Source organism: Paracoccus sp. MC1862 (assembly GCF_016617715.1).
Classification (GTDB): domain Bacteria; phylum Pseudomonadota; class Alphaproteobacteria; order Rhodobacterales; family Rhodobacteraceae; genus Paracoccus.
Genome location: NZ_CP067225.1, coordinates 3,233,139 through 3,254,307, shown reverse-complemented (window position 1 = coordinate 3,254,307; position 21,169 = coordinate 3,233,139). Strand labels below are relative to the sequence as shown.

The following is a 21,169-nucleotide window of genomic DNA, read 5'->3' as shown; positions in this document are numbered from 1 at the left end:
TTCAGCCTGCCCTGACTGTCAGAACAGCGCAAGCTGGTCGCCGGGGCGCGGCGGCGGGGCGAAGCGGCTGGCGTCCAGCGGCGGGCTTTCGCCGTCATAGCCCAGGCGCCTGCGGGCAAGGCGGAAACGCTGGTGCATCAGGTCGGCCTCGGGTCCTTGGCCGCGCATCCGGTGGCCGAAGCGGGGATCGTTGTCGCGCCCGCCGCGCATGGCCCGGATGCGGGACATGACATGGGCGGCGCGCCCCGGATGGTGGCGGTCCAGCCAGTCGCGGAACAGGGGCGCGACCTCGTGCGGCAGGCGGATCGGGATCATGCTGGCGGTGGCCGCACCCGCAGCCCGCGCGGCGGCAAGGAGCGATTCGATCTCGTGATCCGTCAGGGCGGGGATCATCGGCGCCAGCATCACCCGCACCCGCACGCCCGCCTCCGCCAGCGCCCGGATCATCTTCAGGCGCGTTGCGGGGGCAGGCGCGCGCGGCTCCATCAAACGGGCAAGCGCGGGGTCGAGTGTGGTCAGCGAGACGCCCACGAAGACCTGCCCCCGCGCCGCCATCGCCCCGATCAGGTCAAGGTCGCGCAGGATGGTACGCCCGCGCGTTACGATGCTGAGCGGGTGGTTCCAGTCGTGCAGCACCTGCAGGCAGCCGCGCATGATCCCCAGGCCCGCCTCCGCCGGCTGATAGGGGTCGGTGTTGGTACCGAAGGCGATGGGGGCCACGGCATAGCCGGGCCGGGCGATCTCGGCTTCCAGCAGCCTCGGCGCGTCCGGCTTAGCGATGATGCGGGTTTCGAAATCGAGGCCCGGCGACAGACCCAGCCAGGCGTGACTGGGCCGGGCGAAGCAGTAGATGCAGCCATGCTCGCAGCCCCGGTACGGGTTCACCGAACGGTCGAAGGGCACGTCTGGCGAATCGTTGCGGGTGATGATCCGGCGCGGCACCTCGGTCGTGACCTCGGTCCGCAGCAGGTTTTCGTCAGAGGTCGTGTTCCAGCCGTCATCCTCGTGCACAAGCCGGTACGGCTCGAACCGGGCGGCGGGGCGATGCGCGGCGCCACGGGCCTTGAGGATCTCGTCCGGGTTGCGGGGCGGCAGCATGGGCGAAGATTGGAACACAACAGGAACATTGGCAAGCCCGCGCATGGGAACAATTCGCGCCATTCGCGGCTTTCCATTTCAGGCAGCGCGCCACATATTCAGGCCGTGAAGGAGAAAGCGATGCCCCTGCCCCATTTCCTGATGCTGGTCCTGGCCGTGATCGTGGCGGCGGGCGTCACGCTGGTCGTGGCCGTGTCGCTGGGGATTCCCCTGCCGGTGCTGGCGCTTGGCACGGTGATCGCGGCGGCGGTCGCGCATCTGTCGGCGCGCATCGGCAACGGGCCGCGCCATACGCCGGACGCCTGAGCTTCAGCTTTCCAGCTCGGCGTCCCAGTAAAGATAGTCCATCCAACTGACATGCAGGTGGTTCGGCGGAAAGCGCCGGCCCATGGCGTGCATTTCCTCGGAGGTAGGGCGGCGGGGCGCACGGGCCAGCCGCAGGCCCGAGGCGCGCAGGCTCTTGTTCGCCTTTCGCAGGTTGCAGGGCGAACAGGCGGCGACGACGTTTTCCCAGCTTGTCACGCCGCCGCGCGACCGGGGCACCACGTGGTCGAAGGTCAGGTCGCCCCTGGACCCGCAATATTGGCAACAGAAACTGTCCCGCATGAAAAGATTGAAGCGCGTGAATGCCACGCGCTTCCTGGGTCTGACATAATCCCTCAGCACCACGACCGAGGGGATGCGTATCGCTTCCCTCTGGCTTCGCACGACCTCCTCGTATTCGGCGAGGATGGTGACGCGGTCCAGGAACACCGCCTTGATGGTTTCCTGCCAGGGCCACAGCGACAGGGGATAGTAGCTGAGGGGCCGGTAGTCCGCGTTCAGGACCAGCGCCGGGTTGCGCCGCAATGACGCAGGGTCGCGCACGAACTGGGTGCGGAAGTCAGTCTCGACATGTGGGTCGTCAAGCATCCGGGTGTCCCCGCCATCACGCCTCAGGACTCGCCGCCGACTATATTGGGCGGCGCGACCATGACAAGGCTCTACATGTGGCGGGGTATCGGGGATGCGCGTAAATGCGGCATGACGGCAAGGCGACGGTTCAGCGACGCCGCGGATTTCACTTCGCGCCCAGTACCTTGCGGATAAAGCTCAGCGCCGCGCCAAGGCCATCGGGCGAGATGCCATGGCCGGTGCCAGGCATCACATGGGTGGCAATGTCGAAGCCGGCCCCCGCCAGCGCCCGTTCCGCCAGCCCCATGTCGGCAAAGGGCACCATCGGATCCTGGTCGCCGTGCAGCAGCAGGACCGGGGGGCGAACCCTTGCCTCGCCCACCAGTTCCGGCGCCAGAAGCCGGCCCGAGAAGCCGACGATCCCCGCCACGGCCTTGTCCCGGCGCGGCAGGACATGCAGCGCCATCATCGTCCCCTGCGAGAAGCCGACGACCACCATGCGGTCGGCCTGCAGCCCCTCACGCGCCAGCACGTTGTCAAGGAAGGCGTTCACATCGTCTATGGACTTCTCCATCGAGGCGCGGGCCTGCGCCTCGGTCGAGCCGTCCAGCCAAGGAATCGGAAACCACTGGAAGCCGAAGGGATTGTTGACGCAGGGCTCGGAGGCGTTCGGGGCATAGAAGACGGTGTCGGGCAGGTAGCGGCCCAATGGCTCGGCCAGACCCAGCAGGTCGGCGCCATCCGCGCCGTAGCCGTGCAGGAAGACGATGACGGAACCGGCTTTCTCAGGCCCCCGGCGATCCGATTGCAACTCGCGCGTCATGTCACCCCCTCGCGTCCCTTGGCGTGGTGGTAATAGGCCCAGAGCCCGCGCGCGGCAACCGCGCGCCACGGTGCCCAGGGCCGCGCGAGTTCGGCCAGCGCCTTGCCACGCGGGCGTTCCGGCAGCCCATACATGATCCGCGCCGATTCCTGCAACGCAAGGTCGTCGGGGGCAAAGGCATCGGCGCGGCCGAGGGCGAAGATCAGATACATCTCGGCCGTCCAGCGGCCGATGCCGGGCAGCGCGGTCAGGGTGGCGCTGACCTCCTCGTCGGGCATCTGCCGCAGGGCGGCGAAGTCGATATCGGCCCCGGTCAGCGCCCGCAGGTAGCGGACCTTCTGGCCCGACAGCCCGCAGGCGCGCAGGGCCGCGTCCTCGGCCGCCGCGATGGCATCCGGCCGATCCAGCCCCGCCGCAGCCAGCCGGGCCGAGATGGAGGCAGCCGCCGCGACCGAGATCTGCTGCGAGACGATGGCCGACATGAGCGCGCCGAAGCCGTCCTCGCGCCGGCGCAGCGGCAGGGGACCAAGCTCGGGCAGGACACGCGCCCAGACGGGGCAGACCGCCGCCAGATGCGCCACGCCCTCGGCGATGTCGCCCTCGGCCTCGATCAGGCGCAGGCTCACTTGCGGCCCTGCTCGATGGTGCTGGCCCAGGCGCGGGCGGATTCCATCAGCCGCGTCTCGAAGGCGGTCGAGATGTGGTTGCGCAGCGCGTTTTCCGCCGCGTCCCCGTCGCCCGAGGCGATGGCCTCGACGATCTCGCGATGCTCGGTCAGCGACCGCTGGCCCCGCCCTTCGGCGGCCAGCGAGGTCCGCGCCATCAGCGCCATGGTCCGGTGCACGATGTCGAGTTGCTGCACGAGATAGCGGTTGTGGGATGCGAGGTGGATCTGGTGGTGGAAGCGCCGGTTCGCGCGGCTGAGCGCCTGCGGGTCGTCCACGATGCGCAGGTCGTCGTCCACCATCTGGCCCAGCACCCGCACCTCCTCGCGCGTGGCATGGCGGGCGGCAAGGCGGGCCGCCAGCGCCTCAAGCTCGGTGCGGACGGTGTAAAGCTCGGCCAGCTGGTTGTGGTCCAGCGTCGCCACGATCAGGCTGCGGCCGTCGCGGGTCAGCATCGACTGGGTTTCCAGTCGCTGCAGCGCCTCGCGCACGGGGGTGCGGCTGACGCCGAAGCGTTCGGCCAGTTCCGATTCGACCAGCCGGTCGCCGGGACGGTAGGTGCCGTCGTCGATCGCTGACAGGATCAGGCTGTATGCGTCTTTCATCGGGGCAGAGTTGGACGGGCCTCCCGGCGATTGCAAGGCCGCGCCGCCCGCGCTACCCGTCGCTCATGGATATGCCCCCACGCCCCCTGCGCGACATCGACACGGTGGCCCTGCAAGCGGAGTTTGCGGACGTCGACGCCTGGATCTTCGATCTGGACAACACGCTCTATTCCGCCGACCTGCGGCTGTTCTCGCAGATCGAGGCGCGGATGACGGGTTATGTCCAGCGCCTGCTGGGCGTTGACGCGCCCGAGGCCGACCGGCTGCGCGCCCATTACTGGCGCGAACACGGCACCACGCTGGCGGGCCTCATGGCCCATCACGGCATCGACCCCGAAACCTATCTGGCCGAGGTCCATGACATCGACTTCACCGCCCTGACGCCCGAGCCTGCCTTGGCGGAGGCGATCCGGGCGCTGCCGGGGCTGAAGATCATCCATACCAACGCCGATTCCGCCTATGCGGGGCAGGTGCTGGCGCGGCGCGAACTGGCGGTCTTCGACGCGATCCACGGCATCGGAGAGGTCGGCTACCACCCCAAACCCGACCCGCGATCCTTTGCCGCAGTCCTTGAGGCGCACCGCCTCGACCCCGCCCGCTGCGCCATGTTCGAGGACGACCCGCGCAACCTGGAAGTGCCGTTTTCCTTGGGAATGCGGACGGTTCTGGTCGGCGCGGGCCGCCATGGCCCCGACGAGCTGGCCGAGGACCACAGCCACGGCAGCCATATCCTGTGGCACACCCGCGACATCGCGTCCTTCGTCGCCGCGCTTGCCGCGGCCCTTGCGGACGTGGCAGACTCGGGGCCGACCCTGACAACAGCCGAGGCCCGATCATGAGCCGCACCGACACCTCTGCCGACGACGGCATCGCCAGCGCACTCAGCGGCGATGCCGAACTGCAGACCCGGAAGGAACGCATCCTCGCCGCCCGCATCCTTGTCATCCTCGCCATGGTGGTGGTGCTGGTGATCGTGGTGGTGGCGCTGTTCGGCCTGCCCGCGCTGACCATGGTCGCGCTGCTGGCGACGGTGGTCGTCATGGGCCTGCTGATCGCCTACGCGGCCGGGTTCTAGGTCCCTGATGCCGGATCGCGTGGATGTGCTGGTCTCCGGTGGCGGCGTCGCCGGGCTGACGGCGGCGGCGGGTTTCGGCGCCCGCGGCTTCAGCGTCCTCTGCGTGGACCCTGCGCCTCCGGTGACAGAGGAGGGCGGCGCGGGCGCCGACCTGCGGACCACGGCCTTCCTTCAGCCCTCGGTCGATCTGCTGGCCCGGATCGGGCTGTGGGACCGGCTTGCGCCCCATGCAACGCCCCTGCAGGTCATGCGGATCGTCGATGCGGGCGGGGCCGGGCCGGTGGCGCGGCTGACGCGTGCCTTCGACGCCTCGGAAATCTCGGACAAGCCCTTCGGCTACAACCTGCCCAACTGGCTGCTGCGGCGCGAAATATCGGCCCGTCTGGCGGAACTGCCGAATGTCGAGTTCCGCCCCGGCACCGGCACCGCCGGCCTGACCGTCCGCGACGACGCAGCACTTGTGGACCTGTCGGACGGCGGCCGCATCCGTGCCCAGCTGGTCGTGGCGGCGGACGGGCGCAACTCGCCCGTGCGCGAGGCTCTGGGGATCGGCACCCGCACCATCCGCTATGGTCAGAAGGCGCTGGCCTTCGCCGTCACCCACGAGATCCCGCACGGGAACGTCTCGACCGAGATCCACCGCTGGGGCGGCCCCTTCACGCTGGTCCCCCTGCCGGACCGTGAGGGCAAGCCGTCCTCGGCGGTCGTCTGGCTGGAACGCGGGGCCGAGATCGCCCGCCTGCGCGCGCTGCCCCGCGAGGCTTTCGAGGTCGAACTGAACGCCCGTTCCGCCGGCATCCTCGGGCACCTGACCCAAGCCACAGGCCTGACCGAATGGCCGATCATCAGCCAGATCGCCGACCGCTACACTGGTCCCCGCACGGCGCTCATCGCCGAGGCCGCCCATGTCGTCCCGCCCATCGGCGCGCAAGGGCTGAACATGAGCCTCGCGGACCTCTCGGCGCTGCTGGACCTGATGGGCACCGATCCCGGCGATGCAACGGCGCTGGAACGTTACGCCCGCGCCCGCCGCCCCGAGGCGCTGGTCCGCCTGATGGGCATCGACGCGCTGAACCGCGCCAGCATGTTGACGCCGCGCCCCCTGCGCGACCTGCGGGCGATGGCGCTGGGGGGGCTTTACGCGCTCGCCCCCGTGCGGCGGACAATGATGCGCGCCGGGCTGGGGATGCGCTGAGCGGCTGATCCCGCCCGGCGGAAAGCCCCGGTTTTCCCGAGATTGCGCGGGCCGGCGTTCTGGACACCCAAAGATGCGCGGTGTAGGCCCTTGCGCGAAACATCGGGAACCACGAGGGCAGAAAAGATGCGCGTGTATTATGATCGCGATTGCGACGTCAATCTGATCAAGGACAAGAAGATCGCGATCCTCGGCTATGGCAGCCAGGGCCACGCGCATGCGCTGAACCTGCGCGATTCCGGCGCGAAGAACCTCGTCGTCGCGCTGCGCGAGGGCTCGCCGTCGGCGGCCAAGGCCGAAGGCGAGGGCCTGAAGGTCATGGGCATCGCCGAGGCCGCCGCCTGGGCCGACCTCATCATGTTCACCATGCCCGACGAACTGCAGGCCGAGACCTACAGGAAGTATGTCCACGACAACCTGCGCGACGGCGCGGCGATCGCCTTTGCCCACGGCCTGAACGTCCATTTCGGCCTGATCGAGCCGAAAAAGGGCGTCGATGTCATCATGATGGCGCCGAAAGGCCCCGGCCACACCGTGCGCGGCGAATATGTCAAGGGCGGCGGCGTGCCCTGCCTTGTCGCGGTCCACAACGACGCTTCCGGCAAGGCGCTGGACCTCGGGCTGTCCTACTGCTCGGCCATCGGTGGCGGCCGTTCCGGCATCATCGAGACCGACTTCCGCGAGGAATGCGAGACCGACCTGTTCGGCGAGCAGGCGGTCCTGTGCGGCGGTCTGGTGGAACTGATCCGCATGGGCTTCGAAACGCTGGTCGAGGCGGGCTACGAGCCCGAGATGGCCTATTTCGAATGCCTGCACGAGGTGAAGCTGATCGTGGACCTGATCTACGAAGGCGGCATCGCCAACATGAACTACTCGATCTCGAACACCGCCGAATATGGCGAGTATGTCTCGGGTCCGCGCATCCTGCCTTATGACGAGACGAAGGCCCGGATGAAGGAAGTCCTGCGCGACATCCAGACCGGCAAGTTCGTCCGCGACTTCATGCAGGAGAACGCCGTCGGCCAGCCGTCCTTCAAGGCGACCCGCCGCATCAACGACGAGCACCAGATCGAGCAGGTCGGCGCGAAGCTGCGCGAGATGATGCCCTGGATCTCCAAGGGCAAGATGGTGGACCGCGCGCGGAACTGATCGCGCTTGCGGCGCGGTTGCGCCGGGGGCTTCGCGCCCCCGGCCACTGCCGTGGCCTTCCTCGCTGAAAACAGTCCCCCGGACTGTTTTCCGGGCGCTCGGAAGCCCGCGGGATATTTCGACGAAGAAGAACGAGGGGCGCCCTGCTGCAGCGCCCCTTTCCCGTTACAGGTCGTTGTGGCTGTTCAGCAGATCGGCGGCGCGGACGGTGCGGCCGTCCGGCATCCGGCACAGATCGGCGCGCCGCCCGCCTGCGGTCGCGGGGATGACCGTTCCTCCGGTGCCCGCGCAATAAAGCGCCGCCGGGTCCACCAGCGTCGCGGCGGGCTGCCCACCACCTGCCTGCCGAGCGGGCGGAGGGCTGCCGCAGGCGGCCAGCAGCAGAAGGCTCGTCGGCAGGGCAATGGCCAAAGCGGGGGACAGGCATCGGATCATGCGCGGCGCTCCTGTTGCGGAATGGGCAAGGTTCCGCCTACCCTGCCAAGCGCGCGTCGCCGGGGCAACCATGCAGCGCTATTCCTCGGTCACGTCGATCACGCCCTCGACCGCCCGCAGGGCCTGCCGCATCTTCGGCGTCACGGGAACATCCGGCGCAACCTCGACGTCATAGACGGTGTTGCCCTCGCGCACCCGCATCAGCAGGGGACCGCGGCCCTTGGCCGAGACCGCGATCTCAGCCGAAACCGTCCGCAGCCGGTCCAGCACCGCAACGGCCGTGCGCGCATCCGCGACCTCGACCGCCAGCAGGCCCGAGCCTGCGTCGGCCACGGCGTTTTCCAGCGCCTCGACGGAACGCGCGAGCATCTTGACCTGATCGCCCGAGGGTTCCGCGTTGACCGTCAGCAGGACGTTCATGCCGGGTTCCAGAAGCGGACGGTGGGCGTCCAGCACGTCGGAAAACACCGTGGCCTCGTAAAGCCCGGTGGGGTCGGACAGGGTAACAAAGGCATAGCGCGTGCCCTTGGCCGATTTCTTTTCCGCCCGCGCCGCGACCGTGCCCGCGATCTGCGCGACCATGGGCCCGTCTGCGCAGGCAGCCTGCACCTCGGCCAGCGTCATCGCGCCCTTGCGCTTCAGCGCGGGCACATAGTCGTCCAGCGGATGGCCCGAGAGGTAGAAGCCGATGGCTACGCGCTCCTCGGCCAGCTTCTCGGCGGGCATCCAGACGGATGCGAGGGCGGGACGCGGCGGCGGCAGGTCCTCGCCGCCCCCGAACAGCGAGGACTGACTGGACTGCGCGGCCTCCTGCACGGCGGTGGACCATGCCACCAGCGCGTCGAGCGATTTCAGCACCCGCGCGCGGTTCGGGTCGAGTTCATCAAAGGCCCCTGCCCGTGCCAGCATCTCCAAGGCCCGCTTGCCGATCTGGCGCATGGGCACCCGGCGGGCGAAGTCGGTGAGGTCGCGGAAAGGCTGGTCGCCACGCGCGGCCACCAGCGTCCTCATCGCCTCGACGCCCACGTTCTTCAGCGCGCCCAGCGCATAGGAAATGCGGCCATTGTCCACGCTGAAGCGGGGCTGGCTGCGGTTGACGCAAGGCGGGATCACCTCGATCCCCATGCGGTCCACCTCGCGCCGGTAGATCGCCAGCTTGTCGGTCAGGTGGATGTCGCAGTTCATCACCGCGGCCATGAATTCGACCGGGTGATTCGCCTTCAGCCATGCCGTCTGGTAGCTGACCACCGCATAGGCCGCCGCGTGGGACTTGTTGAAGCCGTAGTTGGCGAATTTTTCCAGCAGGTCGAAGACCTCGCCTGCCTTCTTGTCGTCCACGCCATTGGCCTTGCAGCCCTCGACGAACTTGGGGCGTTCCTTCGCCATTTCCTCGGCGATCTTCTTGCCCATCGCCCGGCGCAGCAGGTCGGCGCCGCCCAGCGAATAGCCCGCCATGACCTGCGCGATCTCCATCACCTGTTCCTGGTAGACGATGATGCCCTGCGTTTCGGCAAGGATATGGTCGATGGTCGGGTGGATGGATTCCAGCGGCCGGACCTTGTTCTTCACGTCGCAATAGACCGGGATGTTCTCCATCGGCCCCGGACGATACAGCGCGACCAGCGCCACGATGTCCTCGATGCAGGTCGGACGCATCCGCCGCAGCGCGTCCATCATCCCCGAGCTTTCGACCTGGAACACCGCGACCGTGCGGGCACTGGCGAACAGGCGATAGGTTGCCTCGTCGTCCAACGGGATCAGGTTTATCTCGTCCACTGCCCCTGCAGGCGGGTCGTAAAGCTGGCGGCCGTCGGCGGCGATATGCAGGTGTCGCCCGCCCGCGCGGATCAGGTCCACGGCGTTCTGGATCACCGTCAGGGTCTTGAGGCCGAGGAAGTCGAACTTCACCAGCCCGGCCTGTTCCACCCATTTCATGTTGTATTGCGTGGCCGGCATGTCCGAGGCCGGGTCGCGGTAAAGCGGCACCAGTTGGTCCAGCGGCCGATCCCCGATCACCACGCCCGCCGCGTGGGTGGATGCGTTGCGGTAAAGCCCCTCGACCTGAGCCGCATAATCGAGCATCCGGGCCACGTTTTCCTCGGCGTCGCGGGCTTCGCGCAGGCGGGGTTCGTCGGCCAGTGCCTTGGTAATCGAGACGGGCTTCACGCCTTCGACCGGGATCATCTTCGACAACCGGTCGCGCTGCGGGAAGCCCATGCCCAGCACCCGGCCCACGTCATGGACGGCGGCCTTGGACAGCAGCGCGCCGAAGGTGATGATCTGGCCCACCTTCTCGCGCCCGTATTTCTGGCAGACGTAGTCGATGACCTCCTCGCGCCGGTCCATGCAGAAGTCGATGTCGAAGTCGGGCATCGAGACGCGTTCCGGGTTCAGGAATCGCTCGAACAGCAGCGAATAGCGCAGCGGGTCGAGGTCGGTGATCGTCAGCGCATAGGCCACGAGGCTGCCAGCACCCGAGCCCCGGCCCGGCCCTACCGGGATGCCGTTCTGCTTGGCCCATTTGATGAAGTCGGCCACGATCAGGAAGTAGCCGGGAAAACCCATCTGCTCGATGATCCCCAACTCGAAGTCGAGCCGGGCATTGTAGTCCTCGACGCTGACCGCATGGGGGATGACGGCGAGGCGCGCGGCAAGCCCCTCGCGGGCCTGGCGACGCAGTTCCTCGACCTCGTCATCGGCGAAGCGGGGCAGGATCGGCTTGTGCTTGCTGACGGCAAAGGCGCAGCGCTGGGCGATCTCGACCGTGTTGGCGGTGGCTTCCGGCAGGTCGGCGAAGAGGACCAGCATGTCCTTCGCCGACTTGAAGTCGTGGTTCGCCGTCAGGCGGCGGCGCGGCGTGGACTGGTCCACCATCGCGCGCTCGCGGATGCAGATCAGCGCGTCATGGGCGCCGAACATTTCGGGTTTCGGGAAATAGACGTCGTTCGTCGCCACCAGCGGCAGGTTCAGCGCATAGGCGAGGTCGATCATCCCGCCCTCGCTGGCGATCTCGGCGGGCATCAACTGGCCATTGTCCTGCATATGGCGCTGCAGTTCCACATACAGCCGGTCGCCGAAGATCCCCGCCAAGTCGCGCAGGTGCGATTCGGCATCCGCCATCTTGCCCGCCGCCAGCATCAGCCCCAGAGGCCCGCAGGCACCGCCGGTCAGGCAGATCAGCCCGTCGGCGTGCTTGCCGAGTTCCGCCATCGTCACATGAGGAAACTCGCGCGGCGGCGTCACGTAAAGGCAGGTGGAGAGCGCCATCAGGTTCATCCAGCCTTGGCTGTTCTGCACCAGCAGCACCACGGGGCCGCACATCGGGCCTGCGTCCAGCGTCATCTGGCAGCCGACGATAGGCTGCACGCCCTCGTCCATGGCGCGCACGGAAAACTCCAGCGCCGCGAACAGCGCGTTGGTGTCGGTCAGCGCGACGGCGGGCATCCCCTGCTTGGCCGCAAGGCCCGGCAGCTTCTTGACGGGGATCGCGCCTTCCAGAAGCGAGTGTTCCGAATGGCAGCGCAGGTGGATGAATCGGGGCTGGTCTTGGGGCATGCCGACGAACTAACGAAGTCGGCGCCACGCCGAAAGGCCCAAGAACTTTATAGCCTCAACTACAATCTCGACAACGATAGTCTTGAAGATTTCAGTAAGCATATCGCGGATCATGGCTCGCCTCAGAAGCTGAAGTTTGAGCCGCATCCTGCGGGTCGGTTGTTAACTACTGATATCCTAAGTGTGCGTTGGTGACTAGACACCTTGTGCAGTACTCCCGCACAGAGATTGCCGTCGGGTTCGCGAAGACAGTCTCAAGCCGGGCCGCTATAATCCGCGACCGGAAGGATGATTGTGTGAGCGCCGAAACCGGCTAACGTGCGAAAAAGACAACGGGGATGGCGTGACGCAAGCCGAATTGTTCCGGGCCGATGGCCTGTCGAAATCCTATCCGGGCGTGCGCGCCAATGACGATGTGTCCTTCTCCGTCGCACCGGGGGAAATCCACGCGCTGCTGGGGGAAAACGGCGCGGGCAAGTCCACACTGGTCAAGATGATCTACGGGCTGGTGCGCCCCGATCAAGGGCGGATGGCCTTGGGCGGCCAGCCCCATGCGCCGGCGGACCCTCGGGCCGCGCGGGCGGCGGGCGTGGGCATGGTGTTCCAGCATTTCAGCCTGTTCGACGCGCTGACGGTGGCGGAAAACATTGCGCTGGGGATGGACGCGCCCCCGCCCCGCGCGGACCTGTCGCGCCGCATCACCGAGGTGAGCAGCGCCTATGGCCTGCCGCTGAACCCCGCCCGCCGTATTGCCTCCCTTTCAGCGGGCGAGCGCCAGCGGGTCGAGATCGTGCGCTGCCTTCTGGGCAATCCGCGCCTTCTCATCATGGACGAGCCCACCAGCGTCCTGACCCCGCAGGAGGCGGAAATCCTCTTCGCCACCCTGCGCCAGCTGGCCGCGCAGGGCACCGCGATCCTGTATATCAGCCACAAGCTGGACGAGATCCGCACCCATTGCGACCGCGCCACGATCCTGCGGCAAGGGCGGGTGGTGGGCACCGTGAACCCGCGCGACCATTCCGCCCGCGAACTCGCCGCGATGATGGTCGGGGCCGAGATGCGTCTCGTGGACCGTTCCGGCCGGCAGGCGGGCGAGGTCGTGCTGACGGTCGCCGGGCTGACCTCGGCTGCGGGGCTGGAGGGGACGGAACTGAAGGACGTGGGCTTCCAGGTCCGCGCGGGCGAGATCCTCGGGATCGGCGGCGTCGCCGGCAACGGGCAGGAGGAACTGATCGCCGCGTTGTCCGGCGAAACCACTGGCAAGCCCGGCACCGTGGTGATGGACGGCCGCGACCTTTCAGCGCAAGGCCCCGAGGCGCGCAGGCGGGCGGGCCTGCTCGCCGCGCCCGAGGACCGGCTGGGCCATGCCGCCGTCCCCGAGATGAGCCTGACCGAGAACGCCATCCTGACCGGCGCGACAAGGCAGAGGCTGGAGAAGAACGGCGTCATCGACCACCGCGCCGCCCGCAGCTTTGCCGAAAGGATCATCGCGGCCTTCGATGTCCGCACCCCCGGTCCGGGGACGGCGGCAGGGGCGCTGTCGGGCGGCAACCTGCAGAAATTCGTGATCGGCCGGGAAATCCTGCAGGAGCCCCGCGCGCTGGTCGTGAACCAGCCGACCTGGGGCGTCGATGCGGGCGCGGCCACGGCGATCCGGCAGGCGCTGCTGGACCTCGCCGGCCGGGGTGCTGCGGTCATCGTCATCAGCCAGGACCTCGACGAGCTGCTGGAACTCTCCGACCGCTTCGCCGCGCTGAACAACGGCGTGCTGTCGCCGCCGGTCCCGACCGAGGGGCTGACCCTGGAGCAGGTCGGCCTGATGCTGGGCGGCGCCCACGGGATGGAGGTCGCCCATGTTGCGGCTTGAGCCTCGTCCCAGCGCCCCCTGGTGGCTGGGCATCGCCTCGCCCGTCTTGGCGGTGGTCGCCACGATGATCGCGGGCGGCGCGCTGTTCGCACTGATGGGCTTCGATCCCGTGGCCGCGATCCGCACCATCTTCTGGGACCCGCTGTTCGGGCCGGCCTCGGGCTATTCGCGCCCGCAACTGCTGGTCAAGGCCGGGCCGCTGATCCTGATCGCCTCGGGTCTCGCCATCGGCTTCCGGGCGGGCATCTGGAACATCGGGGCCGAGGGGCAATACATCATCGGCGGCATCTGCGGCGCGGCCGTGGCGCTGGCCGCCTATCCCGCCGAGGGCTTCTGGATCTTCCCCGCAATGGTGCTGGCGGGCGCGGCCGGGGGCTGGGCCTGGGGGATGATCCCGGCCACCCTGCGGAACTGGACAGGCGCCTCGGAAATCCTTGTCTCGCTGATGCTGGTCTATGTGGCGCAGCGGGTCGCGGCGTGGATGGCCTTCGGCCCGATGCGGAACCCCGAGGGCTTCGGGATGCCCGGCTCGCGCAACCTGCAGCAATATCCCGCCGCCTCGAACCCGGAACTGATCGCGGGGACCGGCATCCACTGGGGGGTGTTCGCGGCGGTGGTGGCGGTCGTGGCGACGTGGTTCCTGATGAGCCGCCATATCCGCGGCTTCCGCATCCGCGTGGCGGGCCTTGCCCCCCGCGCCGCGCGCTTCGCGGGCGTCAGGCCCGAGGCATTGGTGGCCTTCTGCCTCGGCCTTTCCGGCGCGCTCGCGGGCATGGCCGGGCTGTTCGAGGCCGCGGGGCCGGGTGGGCAGATCACCGACAGCTTCGGCTCGGGCTACGGCTTCACGGCGATCATCGTGGCCTTTCTGGGCCGCCTGCATCCGCTGGGAATCCTGCTCGCGGGGCTGCTGCTGGCGCTGACCTATATCGGCGGGGAACTGGCGCAGCTTATGCTGTCCCTGCCCGTCGCGACGGTGCAGGTGTTCCAGGGGATGCTGCTGTTCTTCCTGTTGGCCTTCGACACGCTGACCCGATACCGCCTGCGCTGGGGGACCAAGCGATGATCGAATGGACGACCTTCCTGCTGCTTCTCTCCGCCGCGACCCCTATCCTCTTTGCGGCACTGGGAGAGGCCATTGCCGAAGGATCTGGCGTGCTGAACCTCGGCGTCGAGGGGATGATGATCACCGGCGCGCTGGCGGGCTTTGCCGCCGCCCATGCGACCGGCTCGCCCACCGTGGGCTTCGTCGCGGGCGCGCTGGCGGGGGCGGCGATCTCGCTGATCTTTGGGGCGCTGACGCAATACCTGCTGACCAATCAGGTCGCCACCGGCCTTGCCCTGACCATGTTCGGGCTGGGCCTGACGGCGATGTTCGGCAAGCCCTATGAAGGGGTCAAGGCCCCGTCCATGCCCGCAGGCCCCTTCGGCATCAACTGGGTGATCTGGTTCGGCCTGATCCTCGTCCCCGTCATCTGGCTGGTCCTGAACCGCACCCGCCCCGGCCTGATCCTGCGGGGTGTGGGGGAAAACCACGACGCCGCCCATGCGCTCGGCTACAAGGTGCGCGGTGTCCGCATGGCGGCCATCGCCATCGGCGGCGCCATGGCCGGAATCGGCGGGGCTTACATCTCGATCGCCACCGTTCTGCAATGGACCGAAGGCATGACCGCCGGCGCGGGCTGGATCGCGCTGGCCATCGTCGTCTTCGCGGGGTGGAGCCCCTGGGGCGTCTTGGCAGGTGCATGGCTGTTCGGCGGCGTGACCGTTCTGCAACTGCGCCTGCAGGCGGCGGGGGTGGCGGTGCCGGTGCAACTTCTCAGCATGGCCCCCTACCTTGCCACGATCATCGTTCTGGTGATCATATCGGCGCGCCACAAATACGCAGGCGGCGGCGGCACCGCGCCCGGTTCGCTGGGCCGGTCCTTCCACGCGCTGCGATAACAAGAACCCGACAGAGGAGAGACACATGAACCGCAGAACCCTTCTGGCCTCGGCCGCCGCACTGGCGCTGGTCGCCATGCTGCCCAGCTTTCCGGCGATGGCACAGACCCCGATCCCCGAAGGCGAAAAACTGAAGGTCGGCTTCATCTACGTCGGTCCGGTGGGCGACGGCGGCTGGACCTACCAGCACGACCTCGGGCGGCAGGCGATCGAGGCCGAATACGGCGACCGGATCGAGACAACCTTCATCGAAAGCGTCCCCGAGGGCGCCGACGCCGAACGCGCCCTGACCCAGCTTGCCCTGTCCGGCTGCAAGCTGATCTTCGCCACCAGCTTCGGCTTCATGGATGCGGTCATCAACGTGGCCGCCAAGTTCCCCGACATCAGGTTCGAGCACGCGACCGGCTACAAGCGCGCCGAGAACGTGGCGACCTATGATGCCCGCTTCTACGAAGGCCGCGCGGTCCTGGGCACCATCGCGGGCCGCATGACCAAGTCGAATAAGATCGGCTACATCGGCTCCTTCCCGATCCCCGAGGTGATCCAGGGGATGAACTCGACCTTCATCCACGCCCGCAAGGTCAACCCGGATGTCGAGCTGCGCGTCGTCTGGGCCTACACCTGGTTCGACCCCGCGAAAGAGGCCGACGCCGCATCCGCCCTGCTGGCCGAGGGCGTGGACGTGATCCTGCAGCATACCGACTCCACCGCGCCGCTGGCCAAGCTGCAGGAACGCGGCGGCATCGGCTTCGGGCAGGCGTCCGACATGGCGGCCTTCAAGCCCACGCCGCGCGTCAGTTCGATCATCGACAACTGGAACCCCTATTACATCCGCCGCGTGGGCGAGGTGCTGGACGGCACTTGGCAATCGCACGGCGTCTGGCTGGGGATCGGCGACGGCGAGGTCGAGATCGGCGAGATCACCGAGGCCGTCCCCGCCGAGGTCAAGGCCGAGGCCGAAGCCCTGCGCGACCAGATCGGCTCGGGTGCCCACCACCCCTTCACCGGCCCGCTGAACAAGCAGGACGGCTCGGCATGGCTGGCCGAAGGGCAGACGGCCACGGACGAGGAACTGGCGTCGATGGACTTCTTCGTGGAAGGAATCGCCGCGCAGATCCCGCGCTGAGCGGTTCCAGACACCACAAAGGGCGGGCCACAGGGTCCGCCCTTTCCTTTTGGCGCGCGCCCTGCACGCACCCTTTGCTTCTGCATCACCTGTGAATGATGCGTGCATCGGATGCACGCTGCGGACCGGCCGGACGCGGAAGCCCGGCGCTGGTCCCTGCGCCCGCGTCAGCCGCGATGCGCCTCGATGAACCACAGGTCCTTGTCGGCCTGCTTCGAGGCTTCGGTCAGGATGTCGGCGCTGTCGGCATCGCCCGCCTCGTCCACCGTGTCGATCCCCTTCCGCACCCGCTCGCCATAGGCACGCAGCCGGTCGGCGACCTCCCGCAGATGATCCTCGGTGGCGGTCAGGTCGGTAGGATAGGGCGGCAGCGCGGTCGCGCGGGCCACTTCCTCGACCGTGCCGACGGCCATGCCGTCGAGTTGCTGGATGCGCTCGGCCATGTCGTCGATGTTGGGGTCGAGCCGCGCCTTGATCCCGTCCAGCAATTCGTGGACGGCAATGAAGTTCGGTCCCTTGAGGTTCCAATGCGCCTGCTTCAGTGCCAGCGACAGCGACAGCCCGTCGCTCATGCAGGCTTGCAGTTCCGAGATCGCGGTCTTCCGGGCGTTATCCTCCAGCCCCTGCAGGTTCACAGGCATGGTGTTCTCCTGATGTTGTTGATTTGCAGATCAACGAACCGCCACGGGCCGGGGTTCCAGCCCGCGTCCTTCCGCCGCAGCCGCAAAAGGAAACGGCGCCCCGCAAGGGACGCCGTTTACAAAATGTCGAACCAGCCGAAGGTCAGGCGGCGGTGGCCTGGTCGATGAACTTGACCGCGTCGCCGAAGGTCTGGATCGTCTCGGCGGCGTCGTCGGGGATCTCGATGCCGAATTCTTCCTCGAAAGCCATGACCAGCTCGACGGTGTCCAGCGAATCCGCGCCCAGGTCGTCGATGAACGAGGCGGTCTCGGTGACCTTGTCCTCTTCGACGCCCAGATGCTCGACGACGATCTTCTTCACGCGATCAGCAGTGTCGCTCATGTCTCGTTCCTTAGTTACGGGCACTCCGCCCGGATGCAACCGGGGCGCACCCGGCAACAAGCCGCGGGCGGGTCCCTGCGGCCTTGATGCCGGGATATAGCAACGCCAACGTGATCCGCAACCGCTTTCGCCGCCTTCAAATCATGGCCATGCCGCCGTTGACATGCAGGGTCGCGCCGGTGACATAGCCTGCCTCGGGGCTGGCCAGATACAGGACCGCGGCCGCGATCTCGTCCGCCTTGCCCATGCGCCCGGCCGGGATCTGGGTGAGAATGCGCGTCTTCTGGTCCTCCGTCAGCTTGTCGGTCATCGCCGTCTCGATGAAGCCGGGCGCGACGCAGTTGACCGTGATCCCGCGCGAGGCGACCTCAGAGGCAAGGCTTTTCGACATCCCCACCAGCCCGGCCTTGGCGGCGGCATAGTTCCCCTGCCCCGGATTGCCCGTGGTTCCCACGACCGAGGTGATCGACACGATCCGCCCCCAGCGGGCCTTCATCATGCCGCGCAGCACCCCGCGGGCCAGCCGGAAGGACGAGGTCAGGTTCACGTCCAGCACCTGCGCCCATTCCTCGTCCGACATCCGCATGAACAGGTTGTCCCGCGTGATCCCCGCATTGTTGACGAGGATGTCCACGGACCCCATCGCCTCGACCGCCTGTTTCGGCAGCGCCTCGACCGCGGACGGATCCCCTAGGTTCGCCGTCACCACATGCGCCCGCTCGCCCAGGCTGGCGGCGAGTTCCTGCAAGGGCGCCTCGCGCGTCCCCGACAGGGTCACGGTTGCGCCCGCCGTGTGCAGCGCCGCCGCCACGGCTCCACCGATGCCGCCCGAAGCGCCGGTGATCAGAGCGTTCTTTCCGGTCAGGTCGAACATCGCTGTGTCTTTCTTCTTTGCAAGAATATCCTGGGCTTTTGAGCGCCCGGAAAACAGTCCGGTGAACTGTTTTCAGCGAAAAAGGCCGCAGCAGCGGCGAGCGGGGCAGCGCCCCGGTCCGGCCTCAGCCACGCAGCGCCGCAATATCCTCGGGCATCCCGACCGCACGGGTTTCCACCCCCGGCGCGATGCGCTTGATCATCCCCGACAGGGCCTTGCCCGCGCCGATCTCCCAGAACTCCGTCACGCCCTGTTCGGCCATGAACTGCACGGATTCACGCCAGCGAACCGGGCCTGTGACCTGCTCGACCAGGAACTGCCGGATCGCGCCGGGCATCGTCACCGGCTCGGCGCGGACATTGGCGATCAGCGGCACGACTGGCTCGTGGATGTCCACGCCCGCCACCGCGTCGGCCATCACGCTTGCCGCAGGCTGCATCAGCGCGCAATGGAACGGGGCCGAGACCGGCAGCATCAGCGCCCGCTTGGCGCCGTGTGCCTTCGCCAGTGCCGCCGCCCGCTCCACCGCCGGTTTGTGGCCCGAGATCACCACCTGCGCCGGGTCGTTGTCATTCGCCGCCTGGCAGACCTCATCCTCGGCGGCCTCACGCGCGATCTCGTCCACCGTCGCAAAGTCCAGCCCCAGGATCGCGGCCATGGCGCCGACGCCGAGCGGCACCGCCTCCTGCATGGCCGTGCCGCGGATGCACAAAAGCCGCGCCGTGTCCGACAGGCTGATCGCCCCCGCCGCGCAGAGCGCCGAATATTCCCCCAGCGAATGCCCCGCGACGAAAGCCGCGTCCGTCACGGCGAAGCCTTCCGCCTCAAGCGCCCGCATGGTCGCGACCGAGGTCGCCATCAGCGCGGGCTGGGCGTTGCGGGTCAGGGTCAGGGTCTCGATGTCGCCCTCCCAGAGCAGCGCAGACAGGTTCTCGCCCAGCGCCTCGTCCACTTCCTGAAAGACCGCGCGCGCGGCGGGATAGGCATCCGCCAGCGCGCGGCCCATGCCGATGGTCTGGGCGCCCTGGCCGGGAAAGACGAATGCGCGCATCTTGAGCTTCCTCCATGCTTTGGGTTGGGATAGCCCGAGGACAGCGATCCCGCAACGGCAGGAGAGAGCCATGCCCGCAGCCAACACCACCCGCGCCTATGGCAGCGTCCACCGCTTCCTGCATTGGACCATCGCCGTCCTGATCCTGGCGGCCATCGGCCTCGGCCTTTATGCCGAAAGTTTCCGCGCAGGCGGCGCGGCAACACTAGCCCGGATGGTCGAGGTCTTCTCGATCCACAAGACCGTGGGCATCACAGTGCTGTTCCTCGCGCTGGCCCGCATCCTCTGGGTGCTGGTGCAAGGCCATCCGAGGCCCCTGCACCCGGAATGCAGGCTGGAAACCTTTGTCGCCTCGGCCGTCCACTGGGCGCTTTACGGCGGCATGGTGCTGATGCCGCTGGCGGGCTGGCTGCTGCATACGGCGGCACCCGGGGCAGGTTTTGCCGACATCCTCTGGCCATTCGGCCAGCGCCTGCCGGGCGTGCCGCAAGATACGGAATTGTCCGAACGCTTCACCGCCTTCCACGTCAACGGCTGGTGGCTTCTGGCGGTGCTGATCCTGCTGCATGTCGGCGGCGCGTTGAAGCACACGGTCATCGACCGCGACGCGACGCTGGCCCGCATGGCGGGGAACGCCGCAAAATTGCCCGAGCCGCCACGCGACCCGCGCCCGAACCGCTGGGCGCCGCCGCTGGTGGCGCTGGCGCTGTGGGGCGGGCTGGCCGTTTGGGCCGCCACGGCCGAGCGCCCGCAGGACGCGGCCCCGCAGGAAATTGCCGGCCAGTCTGCCGCGCCTGCTGCGACAGCGGCGCAGCCCGGTTCCACCTGGACGGTGCAATCCGGCACCCTCGGCCTGTCGGTCACGCAGGCAGGCGCCCCGGTCGAGGGCCAGTTCGGCACCTGGACCGCCGCCATCACCTATGACGAGGCCACCGGCACGGGCGAGGTCGTGGCCGAGGTCAACATCGCCTCGCTGACCCTGGGCGCGGTCAGCGGCATGGCGACCGGGCCGGACTTCCTGAACGCGAGCGCCTTCCCGACCGCCCGCTTCGAGGGCGCGATCACCCGCGCCCCCGAGGGCGGGACCGCGCATCAGGCCACCGGCACCCTGACGGTCGCGGGCCAGTCGCAGCCCGCCGCCCTGCCCTTTGACCTGACGATCGAAGGCGATCAGGCGACGGCGACGGGAACCCTGACGCTGGACCGCCGCGATTTCGGCGTGGGGGCGAACTATGCGGATGAAAGCATGGTCTCGTTCCCCGTGGCCGTGGCCGTCGATCTGACGGCCGCCCGCAGCTAGGCGCACGGACGAAAAAGGGCCGCCCCGAAAGGCGGCCCTTGTCATTCCTGCGGCGAATGGATCAGCCGACCAGTTCCAGCCCCGAGAAGAAGAAGGCGATCTCTTCCTTGGCCGTTTCCGGCGCGTCCGAGCCGTGGACCGAGTTCTCGCCCACCGACAGCGCGAATTCCTTGCGGATGGTGCCTTCGTCGGCATTGGCGGGGTTGGTCGCGCCCATCACCTCGCGGTTCTTGGCAATGGCGTTCTCGCCTTCCAGCACCTGCACGACAACGGGTTCCGAGGCCATGAACTCGACCAGCTCGCCATAGAAGGGACGGTCCTTGTGGACCTCGTAGAACTTGCCGGCCTGGGCGGGCGACAGGTGGATGCGCTTCTGCGCGACGATGCGCAGGCCCGCCTCCTCGAACTTGGCGTTGATCTTGCCGGTCAGGTTGCGGCGGGTGGCGTCGGGCTTGATGATGGAAAGCGTGCGTTCGGTGGCCATGATATCCTC

At 68.0% G+C, this 21,169-nt stretch carries 22 protein-coding genes; 10 read left to right on the top strand and 12 right to left on the bottom strand.

Annotated elements, in window-relative coordinates; all coding sequences use genetic code 11:
- Positions 1-18: 18 nt before the first annotated feature.
- Positions 19-1,098 (bottom strand): PA0069 family radical SAM protein, encoded by a 1,080-nt coding sequence (locus JGR78_RS16120; protein ID WP_182791098.1) that lies wholly within the window; start codon positions 1,096-1,098, stop codon positions 19-21.
- Between the two features lie 120 nt (positions 1,099-1,218).
- Between JGR78_RS16120 and JGR78_RS16115 the strand changes: the two genes are divergently transcribed.
- A complete protein-coding gene (locus JGR78_RS16115) occupies positions 1,219-1,404 on the top strand; it encodes a hypothetical protein (protein WP_182790901.1) in 186 nt (61 codons plus the stop codon).
- A gap of 3 nt (positions 1,405-1,407) precedes the next feature.
- Here the strand turns inward: JGR78_RS16115 and JGR78_RS16110 are convergent, their stop codons facing one another.
- The 4 genes from JGR78_RS16110 to JGR78_RS16095 all read right to left on the bottom strand — a co-directional run bounded on the left by JGR78_RS16110 (position 1,408) and on the right by JGR78_RS16095 (position 4,085).
- Positions 1,408-2,010 (bottom strand): HNH endonuclease, encoded by a 603-nt coding sequence (locus JGR78_RS16110; protein WP_182790902.1) that lies wholly within the window; start codon positions 2,008-2,010, stop codon positions 1,408-1,410.
- A 148-nt stretch (positions 2,011-2,158) separates the two neighbouring features.
- On the bottom strand, positions 2,159-2,815 hold the full coding sequence (locus JGR78_RS16105) for an alpha/beta hydrolase (protein ID WP_182790903.1): 657 nt from the start codon (positions 2,813-2,815) through the stop codon (positions 2,159-2,161).
- Positions 2,812-3,435: a DNA-3-methyladenine glycosylase gene (locus tag JGR78_RS16100; protein WP_220495366.1), complete on the bottom strand. Its 624-nt coding sequence runs from the start codon at positions 3,433-3,435 to the stop codon at positions 2,812-2,814. Before JGR78_RS16100 ends, JGR78_RS16105 begins: the two co-directional genes overlap by 4 nt.
- A gap of 2 nt (positions 3,436-3,437) precedes the next feature.
- Positions 3,438-4,085 (bottom strand): GntR family transcriptional regulator, encoded by a 648-nt coding sequence (locus JGR78_RS16095; RefSeq protein ID WP_182790905.1) that lies wholly within the window; start codon positions 4,083-4,085, stop codon positions 3,438-3,440.
- A 71-nt stretch (positions 4,086-4,156) separates the two neighbouring features.
- Here JGR78_RS16095 and JGR78_RS16090 point away from each other — a divergent pair, with 71 nt between their 5' ends.
- The 4 genes from JGR78_RS16090 to ilvC all read left to right on the top strand — a co-directional run bounded on the left by JGR78_RS16090 (position 4,157) and on the right by ilvC (position 7,504).
- On the top strand, positions 4,157-4,924 hold the full coding sequence (locus JGR78_RS16090) for a pyrimidine 5'-nucleotidase (protein ID WP_182803507.1): 768 nt from the start codon (positions 4,157-4,159) through the stop codon (positions 4,922-4,924).
- A complete protein-coding gene (locus JGR78_RS16085; RefSeq protein WP_182790907.1) occupies positions 4,921-5,160 on the top strand; it encodes a hypothetical protein in 240 nt (79 codons plus the stop codon). The genes JGR78_RS16090 and JGR78_RS16085 overlap by 4 nt, the downstream gene beginning before the upstream one ends.
- Positions 5,161-5,167: 7 nt before the next feature.
- The gene (locus JGR78_RS16080; RefSeq protein WP_182790908.1) at positions 5,168-6,355 is read left to right on the top strand and encodes a UbiH/UbiF family hydroxylase; all 1,188 of its coding nucleotides are present in this window, start codon (positions 5,168-5,170) and stop codon (positions 6,353-6,355) included.
- A 126-nt stretch (positions 6,356-6,481) separates the two neighbouring features.
- A complete protein-coding gene (gene ilvC / locus JGR78_RS16075) occupies positions 6,482-7,504 on the top strand; it encodes a ketol-acid reductoisomerase (RefSeq protein ID WP_182790909.1) in 1,023 nt (340 codons plus the stop codon).
- 165 nt (positions 7,505-7,669) lie between these two features.
- Here ilvC and JGR78_RS16070 read toward each other — a convergent pair whose 3' ends face one another.
- Together JGR78_RS16070 and dnaE are read right to left on the bottom strand one after the other, a co-directional pair.
- Positions 7,670-7,939 carry a DUF333 domain-containing protein gene (locus tag JGR78_RS16070; RefSeq protein WP_182790910.1) on the bottom strand — a complete coding sequence of 90 codons (270 nt, stop codon included), beginning with the start codon at positions 7,937-7,939 and terminating at the stop codon, positions 7,670-7,672.
- Between the two features lie 78 nt (positions 7,940-8,017).
- The gene (dnaE, locus tag JGR78_RS16065) at positions 8,018-11,494 is read right to left on the bottom strand and encodes a DNA polymerase III subunit alpha (RefSeq protein WP_182803399.1); all 3,477 of its coding nucleotides are present in this window, start codon (positions 11,492-11,494) and stop codon (positions 8,018-8,020) included.
- A gap of 343 nt (positions 11,495-11,837) precedes the next feature.
- Here dnaE and JGR78_RS16060 point away from each other — a divergent pair, with 343 nt between their 5' ends.
- Genes JGR78_RS16060 through JGR78_RS16045 form a run of 4 tightly spaced genes read left to right on the top strand, consistent with a single transcriptional unit; the run spans position 11,838 to position 16,428 of the window.
- On the top strand, positions 11,838-13,361 hold the full coding sequence (locus tag JGR78_RS16060) for an ABC transporter ATP-binding protein (RefSeq protein ID WP_234450789.1): 1,524 nt from the start codon (positions 11,838-11,840) through the stop codon (positions 13,359-13,361).
- Positions 13,348-14,424 (top strand): ABC transporter permease, encoded by a 1,077-nt coding sequence (locus JGR78_RS16055; RefSeq protein WP_182790912.1) that lies wholly within the window; start codon positions 13,348-13,350, stop codon positions 14,422-14,424. The genes JGR78_RS16060 and JGR78_RS16055 overlap by 14 nt, the downstream gene beginning before the upstream one ends.
- On the top strand, positions 14,421-15,302 hold the full coding sequence (locus JGR78_RS16050; protein ID WP_182790913.1) for an ABC transporter permease: 882 nt from the start codon (positions 14,421-14,423) through the stop codon (positions 15,300-15,302). Before JGR78_RS16055 ends, JGR78_RS16050 begins: the two co-directional genes overlap by 4 nt.
- A 25-nt stretch (positions 15,303-15,327) precedes the next feature.
- Positions 15,328-16,428, top strand: coding sequence for a BMP family ABC transporter substrate-binding protein (locus tag JGR78_RS16045; protein ID WP_182790914.1), 1,101 nt, complete (start codon positions 15,328-15,330; stop codon positions 16,426-16,428).
- A gap of 167 nt (positions 16,429-16,595) precedes the next feature.
- On the opposite strand, the gene dps is transcribed toward JGR78_RS16045, so the two are convergent.
- The 4 genes from dps to fabD all read right to left on the bottom strand — a co-directional run bounded on the left by dps (position 16,596) and on the right by fabD (position 19,376).
- Positions 16,596-17,069, bottom strand: a complete 474-nt coding sequence (gene dps, locus JGR78_RS16040; protein ID WP_182790915.1) for a DNA starvation/stationary phase protection protein Dps — start codon at positions 17,067-17,069, stop codon at positions 16,596-16,598.
- Between the two features lie 142 nt (positions 17,070-17,211).
- Entirely contained in the window at positions 17,212-17,451 is a 240-nt protein-coding gene (locus JGR78_RS16035) for an acyl carrier protein (protein WP_182790916.1), read from the bottom strand.
- 136 nt (positions 17,452-17,587) lie between these two features.
- Positions 17,588-18,325, bottom strand: a complete 738-nt coding sequence (fabG, locus tag JGR78_RS16030) for a 3-oxoacyl-ACP reductase FabG (RefSeq protein ID WP_182790917.1) — start codon at positions 18,323-18,325, stop codon at positions 17,588-17,590.
- A 124-nt stretch (positions 18,326-18,449) separates the two neighbouring features.
- Positions 18,450-19,376, bottom strand: a complete 927-nt coding sequence (gene fabD / locus JGR78_RS16025; RefSeq protein WP_182803401.1) for an ACP S-malonyltransferase — start codon at positions 19,374-19,376, stop codon at positions 18,450-18,452.
- Positions 19,377-19,446: 70 nt separating this feature from the next.
- Here fabD and JGR78_RS16020 point away from each other — a divergent pair, with 70 nt between their 5' ends.
- The gene (locus tag JGR78_RS16020; protein ID WP_182803404.1) at positions 19,447-20,676 is read left to right on the top strand and encodes a cytochrome b/b6 domain-containing protein; all 1,230 of its coding nucleotides are present in this window, start codon (positions 19,447-19,449) and stop codon (positions 20,674-20,676) included.
- A 61-nt stretch (positions 20,677-20,737) separates the two neighbouring features.
- On the opposite strand, the gene ndk is transcribed toward JGR78_RS16020, so the two are convergent.
- On the bottom strand, positions 20,738-21,160 hold the full coding sequence (gene ndk, locus JGR78_RS16015; protein ID WP_182790920.1) for a nucleoside-diphosphate kinase: 423 nt from the start codon (positions 21,158-21,160) through the stop codon (positions 20,738-20,740).
- Between the last annotated feature and the right edge of the window lie 9 nt (positions 21,161-21,169).

Bases quoted from the DNA above. Each gene is read 5' to 3' on its own strand.
- JGR78_RS16120 (WP_182791098.1), bottom strand. From the start codon at position 1,098: ATGCTGCCGCCCCGCAACCCGGACGAGATCCTCAAGGCCCGTGGCGCC.
- JGR78_RS16115 (WP_182790901.1), top strand. From the start codon at position 1,219: ATGCCCCTGCCCCATTTCCTGATGCTGGTCCTGGCCGTGATCGTGGCG.
- JGR78_RS16110 (WP_182790902.1), bottom strand. From the start codon at position 2,010: ATGCTTGACGACCCACATGTCGAGACTGACTTCCGCACCCAGTTCGTG.
- JGR78_RS16105 (WP_182790903.1), bottom strand. From the start codon at position 2,815: ATGACGCGCGAGTTGCAATCGGATCGCCGGGGGCCTGAGAAAGCCGGT.
- JGR78_RS16095 (WP_182790905.1), bottom strand. From the start codon at position 4,085: ATGAAAGACGCATACAGCCTGATCCTGTCAGCGATCGACGACGGCACC.
- JGR78_RS16090 (WP_182803507.1), top strand. From the start codon at position 4,157: ATGCCCCCACGCCCCCTGCGCGACATCGACACGGTGGCCCTGCAAGCG.
- JGR78_RS16085 (WP_182790907.1), top strand. From the start codon at position 4,921: ATGAGCCGCACCGACACCTCTGCCGACGACGGCATCGCCAGCGCACTC.
- JGR78_RS16080 (WP_182790908.1), top strand. From the start codon at position 5,168: ATGCCGGATCGCGTGGATGTGCTGGTCTCCGGTGGCGGCGTCGCCGGG.
- ilvC (WP_182790909.1), top strand. From the start codon at position 6,482: ATGCGCGTGTATTATGATCGCGATTGCGACGTCAATCTGATCAAGGAC.
- JGR78_RS16070 (WP_182790910.1), bottom strand. From the start codon at position 7,939: ATGATCCGATGCCTGTCCCCCGCTTTGGCCATTGCCCTGCCGACGAGC.
- dnaE (WP_182803399.1), bottom strand. From the start codon at position 11,494: ATGCCCCAAGACCAGCCCCGATTCATCCACCTGCGCTGCCATTCGGAA.
- JGR78_RS16055 (WP_182790912.1), top strand. From the start codon at position 13,348: ATGTTGCGGCTTGAGCCTCGTCCCAGCGCCCCCTGGTGGCTGGGCATC.
- JGR78_RS16050 (WP_182790913.1), top strand. From the start codon at position 14,421: ATGATCGAATGGACGACCTTCCTGCTGCTTCTCTCCGCCGCGACCCCT.
- JGR78_RS16045 (WP_182790914.1), top strand. From the start codon at position 15,328: ATGAACCGCAGAACCCTTCTGGCCTCGGCCGCCGCACTGGCGCTGGTC.
- dps (WP_182790915.1), bottom strand. From the start codon at position 17,069: ATGCCTGTGAACCTGCAGGGGCTGGAGGATAACGCCCGGAAGACCGCG.
- JGR78_RS16035 (WP_182790916.1), bottom strand. From the start codon at position 17,451: ATGAGCGACACTGCTGATCGCGTGAAGAAGATCGTCGTCGAGCATCTG.
- fabG (WP_182790917.1), bottom strand. From the start codon at position 18,325: ATGTTCGACCTGACCGGAAAGAACGCTCTGATCACCGGCGCTTCGGGC.
- fabD (WP_182803401.1), bottom strand. From the start codon at position 19,376: ATGCGCGCATTCGTCTTTCCCGGCCAGGGCGCCCAGACCATCGGCATG.
- JGR78_RS16020 (WP_182803404.1), top strand. From the start codon at position 19,447: ATGCCCGCAGCCAACACCACCCGCGCCTATGGCAGCGTCCACCGCTTC.
- ndk (WP_182790920.1), bottom strand. From the start codon at position 21,160: ATGGCCACCGAACGCACGCTTTCCATCATCAAGCCCGACGCCACCCGC.